This window comes from Pseudomonas anguilliseptica (genome assembly GCF_021375795.1).
GTDB lineage: Bacteria > Pseudomonadota > Gammaproteobacteria > Pseudomonadales > Pseudomonadaceae > Aquipseudomonas > Aquipseudomonas anguilliseptica_A.
The window spans coordinates 440,495-459,078 of the sequence record NZ_JAEIOI010000001.1 but is presented as its reverse complement, the minus strand read 5'-3'; the positions used below and the strand labels follow the sequence as shown (position 1 = coordinate 459,078).

The 18,584-nt window shown below is 56.5% G+C and carries 12 protein-coding genes; 1 reads left to right on the top strand and 11 read right to left on the bottom strand.

The window, feature by feature from the left end; genetic code table 11:
* Positions 1-194 precede the first annotated feature (194 nt).
* From IOD17_RS02100 to IOD17_RS02055, 10 genes are all read right to left on the bottom strand, one after another.
* On the bottom strand, positions 195-1,613 hold the full coding sequence (locus tag IOD17_RS02100) for an FAD-dependent oxidoreductase (RefSeq protein ID WP_233683459.1): 1,419 nt from the start codon (positions 1,611-1,613) through the stop codon (positions 195-197).
* Positions 1,614-1,647: 34 nt separating this feature from the next.
* Complete coding sequence (gene gltB / locus IOD17_RS02095; RefSeq protein WP_233683458.1) at positions 1,648-6,096, bottom strand: glutamate synthase large subunit; 4,449 nt, start codon at positions 6,094-6,096, stop codon at positions 1,648-1,650.
* A gap of 240 nt (positions 6,097-6,336) precedes the next feature.
* The gene (locus IOD17_RS02090; protein WP_233683457.1) at positions 6,337-7,920 is read right to left on the bottom strand and encodes an AAA family ATPase; all 1,584 of its coding nucleotides are present in this window, start codon (positions 7,918-7,920) and stop codon (positions 6,337-6,339) included.
* A 10-nt stretch (positions 7,921-7,930) separates the two neighbouring features.
* Positions 7,931-9,034, bottom strand: a complete 1,104-nt coding sequence (aroB, locus tag IOD17_RS02085) for a 3-dehydroquinate synthase (protein WP_233683456.1) — start codon at positions 9,032-9,034, stop codon at positions 7,931-7,933.
* Positions 9,035-9,085: 51 nt separating this feature from the next.
* Positions 9,086-9,604 (bottom strand): shikimate kinase AroK, encoded by a 519-nt coding sequence (gene aroK / locus IOD17_RS02080; protein ID WP_233683455.1) that lies wholly within the window; start codon positions 9,602-9,604, stop codon positions 9,086-9,088.
* Positions 9,605-9,608: 4 nt separating this feature from the next.
* Positions 9,609-11,714: a type IV pilus secretin PilQ gene (gene pilQ, locus IOD17_RS02075; RefSeq protein WP_233684494.1), complete on the bottom strand. Its 2,106-nt coding sequence runs from the start codon at positions 11,712-11,714 to the stop codon at positions 9,609-9,611.
* A gap of 54 nt (positions 11,715-11,768) precedes the next feature.
* Positions 11,769-12,293 (bottom strand): type 4a pilus biogenesis lipoprotein PilP, encoded by a 525-nt coding sequence (gene pilP, locus IOD17_RS02070; RefSeq protein WP_233683454.1) that lies wholly within the window; start codon positions 12,291-12,293, stop codon positions 11,769-11,771.
* Entirely contained in the window at positions 12,290-12,913 is a 624-nt protein-coding gene (pilO, locus tag IOD17_RS02065) for a type 4a pilus biogenesis protein PilO (RefSeq protein WP_233683453.1), read from the bottom strand. The genes pilP and pilO overlap by 4 nt, the downstream gene beginning before the upstream one ends.
* Entirely contained in the window at positions 12,910-13,482 is a 573-nt protein-coding gene (locus tag IOD17_RS02060) for a PilN domain-containing protein (RefSeq protein WP_233683452.1), read from the bottom strand. The genes pilO and IOD17_RS02060 overlap by 4 nt, the downstream gene beginning before the upstream one ends.
* A complete protein-coding gene (locus IOD17_RS02055; protein WP_233683451.1) occupies positions 13,482-14,546 on the bottom strand; it encodes a pilus assembly protein PilM in 1,065 nt (354 codons plus the stop codon). Before IOD17_RS02055 ends, IOD17_RS02060 begins: the two co-directional genes overlap by 1 nt.
* A gap of 184 nt (positions 14,547-14,730) precedes the next feature.
* Between IOD17_RS02055 and IOD17_RS02050 the strand changes: the two genes are divergently transcribed.
* Positions 14,731-17,142: a penicillin-binding protein 1A gene (locus IOD17_RS02050; RefSeq protein ID WP_418904245.1), complete on the top strand. Its 2,412-nt coding sequence runs from the start codon at positions 14,731-14,733 to the stop codon at positions 17,140-17,142.
* Between the two features lie 102 nt (positions 17,143-17,244).
* Here IOD17_RS02050 and IOD17_RS02045 read toward each other — a convergent pair whose 3' ends face one another.
* On the bottom strand, positions 17,245-18,513 hold the full coding sequence (locus IOD17_RS02045) for a malic enzyme-like NAD(P)-binding protein (RefSeq protein WP_233683449.1): 1,269 nt from the start codon (positions 18,511-18,513) through the stop codon (positions 17,245-17,247).
* Positions 18,514-18,584: the final 71 nt, after the last annotated feature.

Below are 18,584 nucleotides of genomic sequence, written 5' to 3'. Positions count from 1 at the left end.
CGCACCGCGCACCGTGGCGCAGAAAAAGTGCGGACATTTTCGCAGACCCAAAAACAAAAGGCACGGCGAGTGCCGTGCCTTTTGTCTATAGGGTCAATTTGTCGCGGCCGTAGGTTGGGTTGAGGAGCGCAGCGACGAAGCCCAACATGCAGGGCCTCATAGCCACCGTTGGGCTTCGCTGCGCTCAACCCAACCTACACGCCGAGGTAATCCAAGATGCCTTCTGCGGCGTTACGCCCCTCGAAGATCGCCGTCACCACCAAATCGGAACCACGAACCATATCGCCACCGGCGAAGATCTTCGGGTTGCTGGTCTGGTGCTTGAACTGGCTCTGCTCGGGCGCAACGACGCGACCTTGGCTGTCGGTGTCGATCTTGAAATCGCTGAACCAGGCCGCCGGGCTTGGGCGGAAGCCGAAGGCGATCAGCACGGCTTCCGCCGGGATGATTTCCTCGGAACCCGGAATCGGCTCGGGGCTGCGACGGCCACGGGCATCCGGCTCGCCGAGACGGGTCTCGACCACTTTCACGCCTTCCACCTTGTCTTCACCGACGATGGCGATGGGTTGACGATTGAACAGGAACTTCACGCCCTCTTCCTTGGCGTTCTTCACTTCCTTGCGCGAGCCCGGCATGTTCTCTTCATCACGGCGGTAGGCGCAGGTCACGGCCTTGGCGCCCTGACGGATCGAGGTGCGGTTGCAGTCCATCGCGGTGTCACCACCGCCCAGAACCACCACACGCTTACCTTTCATGTCGATAAAGTCTTCGGGCGACTTCTCGAAACCGAGGTTGCGGTTGACGTTGGCGATCAGGAAATCCAGCGCATCGGTCACACCTGGCAGGTCTTCACCAGGGAAGCCGCCCTTCATGTAGGTGTAAGTACCCATGCCCATGAACACAGCATCGTACTCATCCAGCAACTGCTGCATGGTGATGTCTTTGCCGATTTCAGTGTTCAGGCGGAACTCAACGCCCATGCCGCTGAAGACTTCGCGGCGATTGCTCAACACGCTCTTCTCCAGCTTGAACTCGGGAATACCGAAGGTCAGCAGGCCGCCGATTTCCGGGTTCTTGTCGAATACCACCGGGGTCACGCCGTTGCGCACCAGCACGTCAGCACAGCCCAGGCCGGCCGGACCGGCACCGATCACGGCAACACGCTTGCCGGTCGGTTTGACCTTGGACATGTCCGGGCGCCAGCCCATGGCGAAGGCCGTGTCGGTGATGTACTTCTCCACCGAGCCGATGGTCACCGCACCGAAGCCGTCGTTCAGGGTGCAGGCACCCTCGCACAGGCGGTCCTGCGGACAGACGCGGCCGCAGACTTCCGGCAGGGTGTTGGTCTGGTGCGACAGTTCGGCGGCGGCGAGGATGTTGCCCTCGGACACCAGCTTGAGCCAGTTGGGAATGAAGTTGTGCACCGGGCACTTCCATTCGCAATACGGGTTGCCGCAGCCAAGGCAACGGTGTGCCTGGTCTGCCGCTTGCGCAGGCTTGAAGTTGTCGTAAATCTCGACGAACTCTTTCTTACGCTGACGCAACAGTTTCTTCTTCGGGTCTTTGCGCCCGACTTCGATGAACTGGAAGTCGTTATTCAGACGTTCAGTCATTGCAATACCTCATCAAACCACTTCAGGCGCATTCTTATTGCGGGTTGGCACGGGTGCTGGAGAGCAACGACTTCAGGCTTGCCGCCTTCGGTTTGACCAGCCAGAACTTGCGCAGGTAGTCGTCCAGGTTTTCCAGCAGGGTCGCGCCCCACTCACTCGATGTTTCCTGGACGTACTCGGCGAGTACGCGCTCCAGGTGGCTACGGTAAGCCTCCATCGACTCATTGTTGATCCGCTGAATTTCCACCAGCTCGTGGTTAACGCGGTCGTAGAAGCTGTTATCCAGGTCCAGCACGTAGGCGAAACCGCCGGTCATGCCCGAGCCGAAGTTGTAGCCGGTTTTGCCCAGCACGCAGACAAAGCCGCCGGTCATGTACTCGCAGCAATGGTCGCCCGTGCCTTCCACCACAGTGTGCGCACCGGAGTTACGCACGGCGAAACGCTCGCCCGCAGTACCCGCGGCGAACAGCTTGCCGCCAGTGGCACCGTACAGGCAGGTGTTGCCGATGATGGCGCTGTCCTGGGTCTTGAACGGGCTGCCTTTCGGCGGGGTGATCACCAGCTTGCCGCCGGTCATGCCCTTGCCGACGTAGTCGTTGGCGTCGCCTTCCAGGTACAGGTTCAGGCCGCCGGCGTTCCACACGCCGAAGCTCTGGCCCGCAGTGCCCTTGAAGCGGAAGGTGATCGGCGCATTGGCCATACCCTGGTTACCGTGTTTGCGGGCGATTTCGCCGGAAACACGGGCACCGATGGAGCGGTCGCAGTTGCAGACATCCAGATCGAATTCGCCACCGCTGGCCGCCTCAATCGCCGGCTTAGCCAACTCGACCATCTTCTCGGCCAACAGGCCTTCGTCGAACGGCGGGTTCTTCTCGACCAGGCAGAACTGTGGCTTGTCCGCCGGAATGTGGTCGCTGCCCAGCAGCGGGGTCAGGTCCAGATAGCCCTGTTTGGCGGTCTCGCCCGGCAGCACTTCGAGCAGGTCGGTACGCCCGATCAGCTCTTCCAGGCTGCGCACGCCCAGCTTGGCCAGCCACTCGCGGGTTTCTTCGGCGACATAGGTGAAGAAGTTCATCACCATTTCGACGGTGCCGATGAAGTGATCCTTGCGCAGCTTGTCGTTCTGCGTGGCCACGCCGGTGGCGCAGTTGTTCAGGTGGCAGATGCGCAGGTATTTGCAACCCAGGGCGATCATCGGCGCCGTACCGAAGCCGAAGCTTTCGGCGCCGAGGATGGCGGCCTTGATCACGTCGAGGCCGGTTTTCAGACCACCGTCGGTCTGCACCCGCACCTTGCCACGCAGGTCGTTACCGCGCAGGGTCTGGTGGGTTTCGGCCAGGCCGAGTTCCCACGGCGCACCGGCGTACTTGATCGAGGTCAGCGGCGATGCGCCGGTACCACCGTCGTAACCGGAGATGGTGATCAGGTCGGCGTAGGCCTTGGCCACACCGGCGGCGATGGTGCCGACACCGGCCTCTGCCACCAGCTTGACCGACACCAGTGCCGCCGGGTTGACCTGTTTGAGGTCATAGATCAGCTGCGCCAGGTCTTCGATGGAGTAGATGTCATGGTGCGGCGGCGGCGAAATCAGGGTCACACCGGGCACGGCGTAACGCAGACGCGCAATCAGGCCGTTGACCTTACCGCCGGGCAGCTGGCCACCTTCGCCGGGCTTGGCGCCCTGGGCGACCTTGATCTGCAGCACTTCGGCGTTGACCAGGTATTCCGGGGTCACACCAAAGCGGCCGGTAGCCACCTGCTTGATCTTCGAACTGCGTACGGTGCCATAGCGGGCCGGGTCTTCACCGCCCTCACCGGAGTTGGAGCGCGCGCCCAGGCGGTTCATCGCTTCGGCAATCGCTTCATGGGCTTCAGGCGACAGCGCGCCGAGGGAAATACCAGCGGAGTCGAAGCGCTTGAGAATCTCGCTCATCGGCTCAACCTGATCCAGCGCCAGCGGCTGATCAGCCAGCTTGAGCTTGAGCAGGTCGCGCAGCATCGACACCGGGCGGGTATCAACCAGCGTGGTGTATTCCTTGAACTTCTCGTAGCTGCCCTGCTGAACAGCGGCCTGCAGGGTGTTGACCACATCCGGGTTGTAGGCGTGGTATTCACCGCCGTAGACGAACTTGAGCAAACCGCCCTGCTGGATCGCTTTGCGGTTGTTCCAGGCTTCGCCCGCCAGCAGTTTCTGCTCGGCTTCGATATCGACGAAACGCGCACCCTTGATGCGGCTGGCCACGCCACGGAAGCACAGCTCGGTGACTTCATCGGACAAGCCAACAGCTTCAAACAGCTGCGCACCGCGGTAGGACGCTACGGTGGAGATACCCATCTTCGACAGGATCTTCAGCAGGCCTTTGGAAATGCCTTTGCGGTAGTGCTTGAACACTTCATACAGATCGCCCAGCACTTCGCCGGTACGAATCAGGTCGCCCAGCACTTCGTAAGCGAGGAACGGATACACCGCCGAAGCGCCGAAGCCGAGCAGCACCGCGTAGTGATGCGGATCACGAGCAGTCGCGGTTTCGACCAAAATGTTGCAGTCGCAGCGCAGGCCTTTTTCGGTCAGGCGGTGGTGAATCGCACCGGTCACCAGCGAGGCGTGGGCCGGCAACTTACCGGGAGCAATGTGGCGGTCGGACAGAACCAGCAGCACTTTACCGGCACGCACCGCTTCTTCGGCCTGATCAGCCATATTGCGTACAGCAGCTTCCAGGCCAATCGACTCGTCGTAGTTCATGTCGATCAGGTGACGCTCGAAGCCCGGGCGATCCAGGTTCATCAGCGCACGCCATTTGGCCGGCGAGATCACCGGGCTGCTGAGAATCACCCGTGCAGCGTGCTCAGGCGACTCTTCGAAGATGTTGCGCTCGGCACCAAGGCAGATCTCCAGCGACATGACGATGGCTTCACGCAGCGGGTCGATCGGCGGGTTGGTAACCTGGGCGAACTGCTGACGGAAGTAGTCATACGGCGAGCGCACGCGCTGGCTAAGCACGGCCATCGGCGTGTCGTCGCCCATGGAGCCGACCGCTTCCTGGCCCTGTTCGCCCAACGGACGCAGCACCTGATCACGCTCTTCGAAGGTGACCTGATACATCTTCATGTACTGCTTGAGCTGGTCGACGTCGTAGAACGCCGAACCGTGGTCGCGGTCTTCCAAGGTCGCCTGAATGCGCTGGGCACTCTTGCGCATCCACTGCTTATAGGGATGACGCGACTTCAGGCGGTTGTCGATGTCGTCGCTGCCGAGGATCTGCCCGGTTTCGGTGTCCACTGCGAGAATCTGCCCTGGGCCTACGCGGCCCTTGGCCACGACGTCTTCGGGGGCGTAGTTCCACACGCCGATTTCCGAGGCCAGGGTGATGTAACCATTCTTGGTGGTGACCCAGCGCGCCGGACGCAGACCGTTACGATCGAGCAGGCACACGGCATGGCGACCGTCGGTGAGTACCACCCCGGCCGGACCATCCCAAGGCTCCATATGCATGGAGTTGTATTCGTAGAACGCACGCAGATCGGCGTCCATGGTTTCGACGTTCTGCCAGGCTGGCGGAATAATCATGCGCACGCCACGGAACAGGTCGATACCGCCGGTGACCATCAGTTCAAGCATGTTGTCCATGCTCGAGGAGTCGGAACCCACGCGGTTAACCAGCGGGCCAAGCTCTTCCAGATCGAAGATCTGGTCGTTGGCGAACTTCAGGCGACGCGCCTGAGCCCAGTTGCGGTTACCGGTGATGGTGTTGATTTCACCGTTGTGCGCGAGGAAGCGGAACGGCTGCGCCAGCGGCCATTTCGGCAGGGTGTTGGTGGAGAAGCGCTGATGGAATACGCAAATGGCGGTCTGCAGACGCTCGTCACCCAGGTCCGGGTAGAACTGCTGCAGGTCGGCCGGCATCATCAGGCCTTTGTAGATGATGGTCTTGTGCGAAAAGCTGCAGATGTAGTGATCGCTGTCAGCGGCGTTAGCCACCGAGGAACGACGACGGGCACTGAACAGCTTGATCGCGAATTCCTGATCGGACAGGCCTTCACCGCCGATAAACACCTGCTCGATCTGCGGCAGACGCTCAAGCGCCAGACGGCCGAGTACGCTGGTGTCGATTGGCACTTTGCGCCAGCCGACCAGGCTCAGGCCGGCCGCAAGAATCTCGCGATTCATATTTTCGCGGGCTGCTTCGGCTTTCACCGGATCCTGGTTGAGGAACACCATGCCGACGGCGTACTGCTTGGGCAGTTCGACGGCAAAGTGCTGCTGGGCCATGGCACGCAGGAAAGCATCAGGCTTCTGAATCAGCAGACCGCAACCGTCGCCGGTCTTACCGTCGGCGTTGATCCCGCCACGGTGGGTCATGCATGTCAGGGCTTCAATCGCAGTCTGCAGCAGGTGATGGCTAGCCTCACCCTGCATATGGGCGATAAGGCCGAAGCCGCAGTTATCCTTGAACTCATCAGGACGGTACAAACCTGCTTTCATAGGGACTCTCACCAGACGGCCTATCACAAGGCAATTACTTTCTAATTCAACCACTTACCATACGCGCAGGACTAAGCCCCAGCTTTGCGCAGGCGAAAGGGTAGTCATTGTACATACCCACCTAGGCCGTCACAAATCTTAGTGACGAAGCCTTGAAAACATATGTCGCGAAAACGAAGGATAAGACCGGAAGGTCGTGGTAACGACCAACCGGTCAGCACAAGCGCTGAAGTGTATCAGCTAGCGTGCCTGGGCAATCTCTTGCTGAATGCCGGCAAAGTTGCGTGGCCACGGCTTACCAGCCTGCACCTTGGCAGGCAAGGTGCGCAAGGCCGCCTGAGCTGCCTCACGGGTTGCAAAGCTACCATAGGTCACTACGTACAGCGGCTTACCCTGATGCTGCTTCTTGAAATAGTGGTAATCCGCACCATGGGCTTTTACAAAAGCCTGCGCGCCACTTTCCAGACGAGCACCGAGTATCTGCAGGGTAAAACGCGAGCCAGCCTGAGCTGCATACCAATCACCACCAACAGCCGAAGTCGCCGGTTTGGCAGGAGGGGTCGATACCTGCGGTTTTGCAACCGGCGCAGCAGGCTTCACCACCGGAGCAACCGGAGGCGCAACCTTTACAGGCTCAGCGACAGCAGGCGCAACCGGCGTAGCCGGCACACCCGGAATCGCTGCAGGGCGCGCTGGCGCTGCCTCAGCAACCAACTCAGGAGTAGATGGCACCCCTGCAACATCAGCCTCTTCCGCGCCACTCAATCCAGCAGCCTGAGCCAGAGGCTCACGAATGACCGGCTGCGCCTCACCCACCAAAGGCAGCGGCAACGGCTGGTTGGCACCCTCAAACTGAATAGCAGGTGCAACCGCAGGCGCAGCAGGTGCTGCCGCGCCCGCCACCACAGCAGGAGGCGCAGCGTCGCCACCCAGCGGCAACTGTGCAATCACTGGCGCCTCAGCATCCTCAACCACACGCCCCTGCATAAACCAGGCGGCGAGAACACCCACAGCGACGACGCACAGCGCCAATAGATGGTTGCGCGGCAAACTAAAGGCAAACCCTCCACGCCCCACTGCACCGCGCCGCGCCAGCATTGAATCCACCAGCGTTTCGCGAGCAACCTGGTTGATCGCACCCGGCCAGCCGGCGGACTGATCATGAATGTCGGCGACCTGATCATCACTGAAGACTTCAATACCCTGCCCAGCCCCTTCCAGACGCTGCGCCATGTACTCGCGGGTCTCGTCTTCGCTATAGGGCTGCAACTCAATGACATGGAAACATTCATCGCCTGCCGCAACCTGCTCAAGGCGCGGCAACAGCTGCGACTCGGCAAACAGGAAAACGTGAGGACGCCCCTCGGCATTGCCACCCGCCAGAGTCAGCAGACTGGTCAACGCGGCGTCACTGAGATCCTCGGCATCATCAACCAGCACATAGACTTCCTGCCCAGTCAGCGCCAACTGCCCGACCTGGGCCAAAATCGCCGGCAACTCTGGACGTTGCACCTGCAAGCCCTGAGCAACCTGACGCAGAATGCTCGCAGGATCAGAAGCGCCCTTCGCAGAAACCACAACACTCTGCACGGCCTGCTTGTTGGTGCTCGCAACCAGCGCCTGGCGCAGCAACGTCTTACCGCTGCCATCCGGGCCACTGACCACCAGCAACAACTGACTGTATCGCGCCAGGTGATGCAGCTGTCCCAATACCGGCTTGCGCTGCGCCGGGAAGAATTTGAACCCTGGCACCCGGGATGCGAAGGGATCATGGGTGAACTGGTAGTGATCGAGAAACGCCTCGTCAGCATGCAAACTTGTCATGGGCCACTCGTTAGTTTTTAAGCTGAGCCAGCTGCGCCGCATAATCTGCGCTCAGCGTGGCATTCAAAATTTCCCGGGGAAAATCACCGGTTACCACCGCCTCGCCCAAGCCACGCAACAACACCAAACGCAACTTACCATCGAGGACTTTCTTGTCGACCGCCATATGCCCCATAAAATCCTCGGCCGTCATATCTTGCGGCGGCACCACAGGCAAACCCGCTGCGACAAATAAACGCACTGCACGCTCACGCTCTGCAGCCGTAATCCAGCCCAAGCGCTCAGACATATCCAACGCCATGATCGTGCCAGCGGCAACCGCCTCGCCATGCAGCCAGACACCGTACCCCTGGTGCGTCTCTATGGCATGGCCGAAGGTATGCCCGAGGTTCAAGGTGGCACGCACCCCGGACTCACGCTCATCGGCCGCCACCACACGTGCTTTGGCCGCACAGGAGCGAGCAATTGCAGCGGTCAACGCCCGCGGATCAAGCGCACGCAACGCAGGCATATGCTCCTCGAGCCATGACAGAAAAGGCTCGTCACATATCAGGCCGTACTTGATTACTTCGGCAAGACCAGCAGACAACTCACGAGCCGGCAACGTAACCAACGTGCCCGTATCAATCAACACAGCTTGCGGCTGGTAAAACGCGCCGACCATGTTCTTACCCAGCGGGTGGTTGATACCGGTTTTGCCGCCAACGGATGAATCGACCTGCGACAGCAGCGTTGTTGGCACCTGGATAAAATTTACGCCACGCTGATAACAGGCAGCAGCAAAACCCGCCATATCACCAATTACACCGCCACCCAAGGCAATCACTGTTGTGCGCCGATCATGCCGCACCCCCAATAGCCCATCAAAAATCAGCTGCAGGGTTTCCCAGGTTTTGTAGCCTTCACCATCAGGAAGAATCACCGAGGTAACGGTATAGCCCGCGAGCGACCGCTCAAGCGCGGCCAGATAAAGAGGAGCGACTGTCTCATTGGTCACGATTGCGACTTGCCGCCCCACTATATGGGCAGCCAGCAAGTCCGCACGCGCTAACAGCTCGGCACCGATATAGATCGGGTAGCTGCGTTCACCAAGATCGACATGAAGAGTCTGCATAAAGCCCCCAGGTTACAAAGGGGGCTAGGATAGCGCAGTTCAGCCTGCGCTTTAACGGGAAGAAAGCGCCTCAAGACGCTCCAGGATCTCTTGCACCACCAGACGAGGCGGACGCTCGTCGGTTTCCACCACGATATCGGCAATCTCACGATAAAGCGGGTCACGAATCGCAAGCAGGTCTGCCAAAACCTTGCCCGGATCTGCCGCACGCAACAACGGTCGATTGCGATCTCTAGAAGTACGGTCCACCTGCTGCTCAACAGAAGCATGCAAATAAACCACATAGCCACCGCGCTTAAGGGCGTCACGGTTTTCAGCACGCATAACCGCACCACCGCCAGTCGCCAACACCATATCGCCCGCATCACAAAGATCAGCGATCACCGCCTGCTCACGCTCGCGAAAACCCTGCTCACCTTCAACATCGAAGATCCAAGGAATATCCGCGCCGGTGCGCTGCTCAATCTCTTTATCAGAGTCCTTGAACGGCAACCGCAACTCTTTAGCAAGCAAACGCCCGATGGTGCTCTTACCTGCCCCCATCGGGCCTACAAGGATCAAGTTTCGCACTGAATCAACGACTCACCGCGACGGCTTGGTTGTTCATGATGCGCGGAGTGAGGAAGATCAGAAGTTCTGACTTCTTGTCCTGAACTAGATCGCGTTTGAAGAACCGACCAATATATGGAACATCGCCAAGGAAAGGCACCTTATCAACTGACTTCGACTGCGTATTAGTAAACACACCACCAATTACAATCGTTTCACCATCAGAAACAAGAACCTTAGCATTAACTTCGTTCTTTGAAATTGACGGCACACCACCAGTAGATGCAGCCTGAGAGAAATCTGGCGCATCCTTAGTGACCTTAACTTCGATAATGATCCGATTATCCGGAGTAATTTGAGGAGTCACCTCAAGAGACAGCGCAGCTTCTTTAAACGAAGTACTCGTTGCCCCACTAGAACTAGCCTCCTGATATGGAACTTCAGAACCCTTCAGTATTTTTGCAGTCTCTTTATCAGCAGTAACAACTTTCGGCTGAGATACAACCTCACCATTACCCGTCTTTTCCATTGCTGAAAGTTCAAGATCAAGAATGGCATTATTCGTTATAAAACCAATACCAAATCCTGATGTAGCACCAGCAGCACCCATATCAACAAAGTTCCCTAAGGAAGGAGTAGGATTTTGCACGTTTGGAATATTCTGACCATACCCTGGCGCACCAACCCTGTTGCCACCACGCCCACTGATCACGTAGCTGGTGTCACCCACGCTTGCACCACGCCAATTGACACCCAACGCCTTATCATAATCAACATTCGCCTCAACAATACGAGCCTCAATCATAACTTGACGGACAGCAACATCTAACTGCGCGACAATCCTCCGCAACTCATCAAGGCGATCTTGCGTTTGATATGCAATAATACTGTTAGTACGATCATCTACAGTAATTGAACCACGATCATCACTCACGCCATCAGCACTTGTTACAGACTGAAACAACTTAGCCATATCAGAAGCTTTAGCGTAGTTAACCTGAATCAGCTCACGACGCAAAGGAGCTAGCTCAGCTATCTGCTTTTGCGCCTCCAGCTCTTGGCGCTCACGAGCGGCAATTTCGTCTGCCGGAGCAACCAGCAAGACGTTACCTACTTTCCGCTTATCCAAGCCTTTAGTTTTAAGAACCAGATCAAGCGCTTGATCCCAAGGAACATTCTGCAGACGCAGGGTTATATTACCTTTGACAGTGTCACTAGCGACCAAGTTCAAGTCAGTAAAATCAGCAATCAACTGAAGAACTGAGCGCACGTCAATATCTTGAAAGTTAAGGGACAGCTTCTCACCACTGTAGGCAAAACTCTCGCTTTTACGACGCTCCACCTCATCCTGAGTCAGCGGCTTAATGCTTAGTGTCAGTTTATTATCCGCCTGATAAGCGAGATAGTCATAACTACCACTTGGCTCAATCACTATGCTTGCTTGCCCACTAGACTCTGCAGCACTAACAAACTGCACAGGAGTTGCAAAATCCTTAACATCCAAACGAACACGCAAGGACTCTGGCAACTGAGTCTTTGCAAAACCCAGTCGAATTTTCCCTCCCTGATCCTGAATATCAGGACTTAAGGTTGCATCAGACAAAGTAATAACTACATTACCTTCGCCCTGCTCGCCCCGCTGAAAATCTATGGCTTTGATTGCACGCTCTCTAGGAGCATATTGCTTCGCAGGCGCCGCCGCGTAAGCACTCACAGCCGTCGCTGGCTGAGCCGTGGCAGCCAAGCTAGATGCGCTTTCGCCCACCACAATAAATAGAACATTACCTTCGGCCCGAGTACTGTAAGGAGCCAAATTGGTCAGATTAATAATCAGCCTTGTCCGATCCTTAGCCTCAACAACAGTTACGCTACGCGCATTACCTACACCTAGCTCTTTATTCTTAACACCCAGCTTGCTCGATACCCCAGGCAAATCAAGAGCAATACGTGCCGGCTGCTCAATGGTGTAGCCCCGAGGAGCCAATACCGGCTCATCGAAAGTGATTTTCAACTCAACCCGATCACCTGGCAAAGCGGCCACATCGAGAGACTGCAAGTCTGCAGCAACTAGCTGTTGCGATAAAAAAATAGTAACTAAAGATAAAGTAAAGCGTGAAAAGTAGTTATTCATTGAAAAATCCCACTGGGCAGACCAATTATTTTTCTTCATATCTGTTTCACTCTATTAAGAGCGCTCCTTGAGAGAGAGACTGCGCGGGCGCTCTAACCAGCCACCCTCACCATCGGGGACAATCTCAACGACATCTATTTTGGCCTCATCTATAGACATAATCCGACCATGATTACGCCCCAAGTAATCCCCTACGCGCACACGATGCACGCCACTCGCACCACTAATTAGCGCAAAAACCCCAGCTCCATTGGAAAGAGTCCCAACCATCTGGAATGTCTCAATATTAAAATCTTCCAAAAACTGCTTAGTTCTTGACTCATCCGGCTTAACATCTGGCGACCCCTTCGGACGACTTGCCAGATCAAGCTTTACTGGTGGCTGAAAAGGATTGCGCATGGATGCCGCGCTGTAGGTGAAACTCTCATAAGGCTGAAATTTTGGCATAGGTTCGATTGCACCTTTAGGTCGCGCACGAACCTCATCCATAAATGCTTGCAGATCAGAAAAGTCACTACCCGAACCACAACCACCAAGTAAAAGACAAAACATAGTAAGAAAAAGGAGATGCCCTCTCATTTAACAATCCCCTTATCATTATAACGATACGTCTTAGCCAAGATACTCATTCTTAGCGTACTCACGCCACCAACCTCAACGGGAACAAGCTCAAAGTCATGGAGAGTTACGATCCTTGGCAAACTTGCCACGCCACTGACAAAAGTCGCAAGATCATGATAGGAGCCGACAACTTTTATCTGGATAGGCAACTCAATGTAAAACTGCTGAACAGCTTCAGGCAAAAGCTTTATTTCCTCAAACTCAAGCCCACTACCTAGACCAGTCCTTGTAATATCCTCAAGAAGCCCAGGAACCTCAGTATCACTGGGTAACTGTTTGAGCAGCGCACCAAAGGAAACCTCCATTTCCTGCATCTGTTCCTTGTAGGCCTCTAGGTTAGCAGCCTGGAATGCCTTACTTGAAAACTGCTCTTTAAGCGACAATTCCTGAGCCTGCTGCGCTTCTAGCTGTAACTGCAAATCTTTCAGGTGAAAATTATATCCAAGAGCCAAAACAGCCACGAAAACTATTACACCAGCAATAAACTTAACAGCTACCGGCCATGAGCCAACATTGTTGAAATCCAAATCATTGATATCAATTTTCCGCAGGCTTTCCAGCGAATCATTTAAACTCATTGCTTAGCCTCCTGCACATCAGCGCCAGGCTGAGTTTGCTGAACACTGAGTGTAAACACATTCGCCTGATCCACCGCACCGGCGGTCACAGACTTGACCTCAGTTAGATTCGGAGCAGTCAGCCAATCAGAAGAATCAAGATTGCGCATCAGATTAGAAACACGGTTATTGGACTCAGCTGCCCCGACAATCGCAATATTTTTCCCAGTCATTTTAACGGCAGTGAAATGAACACCATCAGGAAGAGTCCTCACCAACTGATCAAATACTCGACCGATAATTGGGCGATTCCCCTGAAGGTCCTGAATAATCTTCATACGCTCCAGCAACTGCTCCCTACGCGTTTTGAGCTCACTGATTTCTTTTATGCGAGCATCTAGAAGAGCAATTTCTCTGCTAATAAACTCATTTCTAGAATTTTGCTGCTCTATTGCCCCACCAAGATATTGATCCCCCAAGAAAACAGCACCTGCGGAAACAATGAAGACCCCAGCAAGCGTTACCAGAAACCGTTGTTTGCGCTCTTCGCGCAACTGCTCGCGCCAAGGGAGTAGGTTAATCCGCGCCATTAGTCAAAACTCCTCATCGCCAGACCGCAGGCAATCATCAAGGCTGGCGCATCACTGGCGAGCGCTCCTGCGTTAACTTTGCCGCTCAGCGCCATTTCAGCGAAGGGGTTGGCCACCAATGTCTGGGTACCGATCTTCTGCTGAATCAGGCGATCAAGATCTGGAATTGACGCGGTACCACCCGCCAGCAGGATGTAATCCACATCATTGAACTGGCCAGCGGCGAAGAAGAATTGCAGCGAACGGGCAACCTGTTGCACGACCGCCTCTTTAAATGGCTGCAGTACTTCACTTTCGTAGTCGTCAGGCAGACCGCCCTGCTTCTTGGCCAGGCCGGCTTCTTCTACAGAAAGACCATAGCGCCGCTGAATCTCTTCGGTAAGTTGCTTGCCACCAAACAGCTGCTCGCGGGTATAGATGGTGCGGCCATTGTGCAACACACTTAGCGTGGTCATTGTGGCACCGATATCGACAACGGCGACGGTTAGCTCATCGCGACCACCACCAAGCTGCTCGATCAACAGACCGTATGCACGCTCAAGGGCATAGGCTTCAACGTCGACAACCTTGGCGGTCAAACCAGCCAACGCCAACGCCGCTTCGCGCACTTCGACGTTTTCCTTGCGGCACGCCGCAAGCAACACTTCGACACGATCAGCATTGCGCGGCGATGCACCTTGCACCTCAAAGTCGATTGCAACTTCTTCCAGCGGATAAGGGATGTACTGATCGGCTTCGATCTTCAGCTGATTTTCCAGCTCATCGTCTGAAAGCCCTGCTTCCATCTCGATGGTCTTGGTGATCACAGCTGAACCGGCAACCGCCACTGCGGCGGTTTTCACACCGCTTTTGGCCTTTGCCAGAACGCGCGAAAGGGCCTGCCCCACCCCTTCCAGTTCAGCGATGTTCTTTTCGACCACAGCATTAGGGGGGAGCGGCTCGACTGCGTAAGCCTCTACCTTGTAGCGGCTTCCGGAGCGGCTCAATTCGAGGAGCTTGACGGAGGTCGAACTGATATCGATCCCGAGTAGCGTATTCGCTTTCTTATTGAAGAGCCCTAGCACGACCGATTTCCTATTGGCATCCGCGACTTACGGACTATTTATGTTTTTTCACATTAAATAACAGTCTTGACAGAAGCGCAAATGGCTACCCAGCAAAAAAACCGCTTATAATGTGATCAGTTTTTCTCTTTTAACCTTGTGTTCGGCTTAACTCGTTCTTTTATCTGGAAATCCAAAAATCTTGATGCGTCTTTTGCGTTTTTTCTGCTGGTCCTGCCTCGCCGTTTTTTGTGGCTTGGTACTCAGTTTCAGCGGGGCCTTCCTCTATCTTAGCCCTAGCCTTCCATCCGTCGAATCTTTGCGCAGCATCCAGCTGCAGATCCCACTGAGGGTCTACAGCAGTGATGCCAAGCTGATCGCCGAATTTGGCGAAATGCGCCGCTCGCCTATCGCTTTTGCAGACATTCCTCAGGATTTCATCAGTGCGCTGCTCGCTGCCGAAGACGACAACTTTGCCAACCATTATGGCGTTGACCTTACCAGCCTGATGCGCGCTGCAACGCAAATCGTGAAAAGCGGGCAGATCCAATCGGGCGGCAGCACCATCACCATGCAGGTAGCGAAGAACTTCTTCCTTACCAGCGAGCGAAGTTTCTCTCGCAAGATCAACGAGATACTTCTTGCACTGCAAATTGAACGGGAACTCAGTAAGAACGAAATTCTTGAACTTTATGTGAACAAGATTTACCTGGGAAACCGTGCTTACGGTATCGAAGCAGCCGCCCAAGTTTATTACGGCAAGTCGATTCGTGACACCAGCCTGGCTCAGATGGCCATGATTGCTGGCCTACCCAAGGCGCCGTCGCGCTTCAACCCGCTGGTCAATCCAACCCGCGCACTTGAGCGCCGCGACTGGATTCTCGGGCGTATGTACAACCTTGGCCGAATCGACAAACAGCGCTACGACGAAGCCCTGGCAGAACCGATCAACGTCAGTTATCACGTTCCGGCCCCGGAACTGGTTGCGCCTTATATTGCCGAGATGGCCCGCGCAGAGATGGTCGGTCGGTTTGGCAGCGAGGCCTATACCGAAGGCTTCAACGTCACCACTACGGTGCCCAGTGATCTGCAAATCGCCGCCAACAGCGCGGTGCGCGAAGGCTTGATTGCCTACGATCAGCGCCATGGCTACCGCGGCCCGGAAAGCCGCCTGCCGGGCATGACCAAGGAAAATTGGCTCAGCGAACTGAGCAAACAGGTATCCCTGGGCGGCCTGGAGCCGGCCATCGTCACCAGCGTGGAAAAGAGCGGCATCCTGGTACTGTTGCGCAATGGCGAAGAACAGGCAGTGGCCTGGGACAGCATGAAATGGGCACGCCCCTTCCTCAACACCAACAGCCTTGGCCCACGCCCACAGCAGCCTGCGGACGTCAGCCAGATTGGCGACCTAATCCGCGTGCAGCGCCAGGATGACGGCAGCCTGCGTTTTGTTCAGTTGCCCGCCGCACAGAGCGCCCTGGTGTCGCTTGATCCGAACAATGGCGCCATTCGCGCCCTGGTCGGCGGTTTCTCCTTTGAGCAGAGCAACTACAACCGTGCGGCTCAGGCCAAACGCCAGCCAGGCTCGAGTTTCAAGCCCTTCGTCTATAGCGCTGCTCTGGACAAAGGCTACACCGCCGCGACACTGGTGAATGATGCACCGATCGTGTTCGCCGACGATGCGCTGTCGCAGGTCTGGCGACCGAAGAATGACAACAACACCTTCCTCGGCCCGATTCGCCTGCGCGAAGCGCTATACCGCTCGCGCAACCTGGTTTCGATCCGGCTGCTGCAAGATCTCGGCATCAACAGTACGCTGAGCTACATCGAGCGCTTCGGTTTTGAACGCAAGGATCTGCCACCCAACCTCTCCCTGGCTCTAGGCACCGCAAGCCTGACGCCGATGGAGATCGCCGAAGGTTGGAGCACCTTTGCCAATGGCGGCTACAAGGTCGAGCCCTATCTGATCGAGCGCATTGAAGACCGTAACGGCAAGCAGCTGTTCAACGCCAACCCGGCACAAACCCCCGCCGGCATTGAACTGCGTGCCCAACAGAGCAGCGCCACATTAATCGTTGGCGATCAACCACTGCCAGCCGAGCCGATCCTGGCCGAACAGATCATTGATGGTCGTACCGCCTACATCATGACCAGCATGCTGCAGGACGTGATCAAGCGCGGCACCGGCCGCCGCGCCATGGCCATGGGCCGGGATGACCTGGCAGGGAAAACCGGCACCACCAACGAATCCAAAGACAGCTGGTTCTCCGGTTACAACGCCGACTACATCACCACCGTATGGGCTGGTTTCGATCAGCCGGAAAGCCTTGGTCGCAACGAATACGGTGGCACCGTGGCACTGCCCATCTGGATGAGCTACATGGGCGCGGCGCTGAAGGACAAACCCAGCCATCTGCTGCCCGAGCCCGAAGGCCTGCTGACCCTGCGCGTAGACCCACACAGCGGGCGCGCTGCGACACCGGATACACCGGACGCCTACTTCGAGCTCTTCAAGAGCGAAGATTCGCCACCGCCTATGGGAGAGTTCGACCCAGGCATGAGCATCCCTGGCAGCCCACTGCCAGCAGACGAGGCTGCGCCACTCGACCTGTTCTAAGTCACCACCGCCATAGACGCGTGCCCCGCTCGTCTCGAATGCTCAGACGGATAAGCACACAATAAAAAACCCGCCGCAGCGGGTTTTTTATTGTTCGCAGGCTTAGCCGCTGAACACGTCGTTAACCGACTGCAGCGGGTAGTGCTTCGGATACGGCAAGGTCGCCACACCGCTCTCGATAGCGGCCTTGGCCACCGCATCACAAACCACGGTGATCAGACGCGGATCCATCGGCTTCGGAATGATGTACTCAGGGCCGAACGACAGAGCGATGCCACCGTACGCGTCGCAGACTTCCTGCGGCACGGGCAGCTTGGCCAGATCACGCAGGGCCAGAGCGGCTGCAATCTTCATCTCTTCGTTGATGCGGGTCGCACGGACGTCCAGCGCACCACGGAAGATGAACGGGAAGCCAAGCACGTTGTTGACCTGATTCGGGTAATCGGAACGACCGGTGGCCATGATCACATCGCTGCGCACTTCACGCGCCAGCTCCGGCTTGATTTCCGGGTCCGGGTTGGAGCAGGCAAACACGATCGGGTTGGCCGCCATACGCTTGAGGTCTTCAGGAGCCAGCAGGTTGGCACCGGACAGGCCGACAAATACATCTGCACCATCCAGTGCATCAGACAGGGTGCGCTTGCTAGTTTCGCTGGCAAACACCGCCTTGTACTGGTTCAGATCGTCACGACCAGCGTGGATCACGCCCTTGCGGTCGATCATGTAAATGTTCTCGACCTTCGCACCCATGCTCACCAGCAATTTCATGCAAGAGATGGCCGCAGCACCAGCACCCAGGCAGACAATCTTGGCGTCCGGCAGGGTCTTGCCGGCGATTTCCAGGGCGTTGAGCATGCCCGCTGCGGTCACGATGGCGGTGCCGTGCTGGTCATCGTGGAACACCGGAATGTCGCACTGTTCGATCAGTGTGCGCTCGATTTCAAAGCACTCGGGTGCCTTGATGTCTTCCAGGTTAATCCCGCCAAAGGTGATCGAGATACGGCGAACGGTGTCGATAAATGCCTGAGGGCTTTCAGACTCGACTTCGATGTCGAATACATCGATGCCGGCAAAGCGCTTGAACAGCACACCCTTGCCTTCCATCACCGGCTTGGACGCCAGAGGGCCGAGGTCACCCAGGCCGAGAATCGCGGTACCGTCGGAAATAACTGCCACCAGATTGCCTTTGCCGGTGTAGCGGTATGCCAGCTCCGGGTCGCGCGCAATTTCGCGCACAGGCTCGGCGACGCCGGGGCTGTAAGCCAGGGACAGGTCGCGCGCGGTTGCGGTGGGCTTGGTTAGCTCGACACTCAGCTTACCCGGACGGGGATTGGCGTGATATTCAAGAGCGGCTGTTTTCAAATCAGACATGGTGGCTTTTCCGCTTGGGGGTGTTGAACAGGCAGGCGGCGAGGATACGCAAGTTGTATACAGCTGCACAA

What these genes read in the sequence shown, in the direction of transcription:
- IOD17_RS02090 (WP_233683457.1), bottom strand. Translation starts at nt 7,920, where the DNA reads ATGACAAGTTTGCATGCTGACGAGGCGTTTCTCGATCACTACCAGTTC.
- pilO (WP_233683453.1), bottom strand. Translation starts at nt 12,913, where the DNA reads ATGAGTTTAAATGATTCGCTGGAAAGCCTGCGGAAAATTGATATCAAT.
- pilQ (WP_233684494.1), bottom strand. Translation starts at nt 11,714, where the DNA reads ATGAATAACTACTTTTCACGCTTTACTTTATCTTTAGTTACTATTTTT.
- IOD17_RS02045 (WP_233683449.1), bottom strand. Translation starts at nt 18,513, where the DNA reads ATGTCTGATTTGAAAACAGCCGCTCTTGAATATCACGCCAATCCCCGT.
- IOD17_RS02050 (WP_418904245.1), top strand. Translation starts at nt 14,731, where the DNA reads ATGCGTCTTTTGCGTTTTTTCTGCTGGTCCTGCCTCGCCGTTTTTTGT.
- pilP (WP_233683454.1), bottom strand. Translation starts at nt 12,293, where the DNA reads ATGAGAGGGCATCTCCTTTTTCTTACTATGTTTTGTCTTTTACTTGGT.
- IOD17_RS02100 (WP_233683459.1), bottom strand. Translation starts at nt 1,613, where the DNA reads ATGACTGAACGTCTGAATAACGACTTCCAGTTCATCGAAGTCGGGCGC.
- IOD17_RS02060 (WP_233683452.1), bottom strand. Translation starts at nt 13,482, where the DNA reads ATGGCGCGGATTAACCTACTCCCTTGGCGCGAGCAGTTGCGCGAAGAG.
- gltB (WP_233683458.1), bottom strand. Translation starts at nt 6,096, where the DNA reads ATGAAAGCAGGTTTGTACCGTCCTGATGAGTTCAAGGATAACTGCGGC.
- aroB (WP_233683456.1), bottom strand. Translation starts at nt 9,034, where the DNA reads ATGCAGACTCTTCATGTCGATCTTGGTGAACGCAGCTACCCGATCTAT.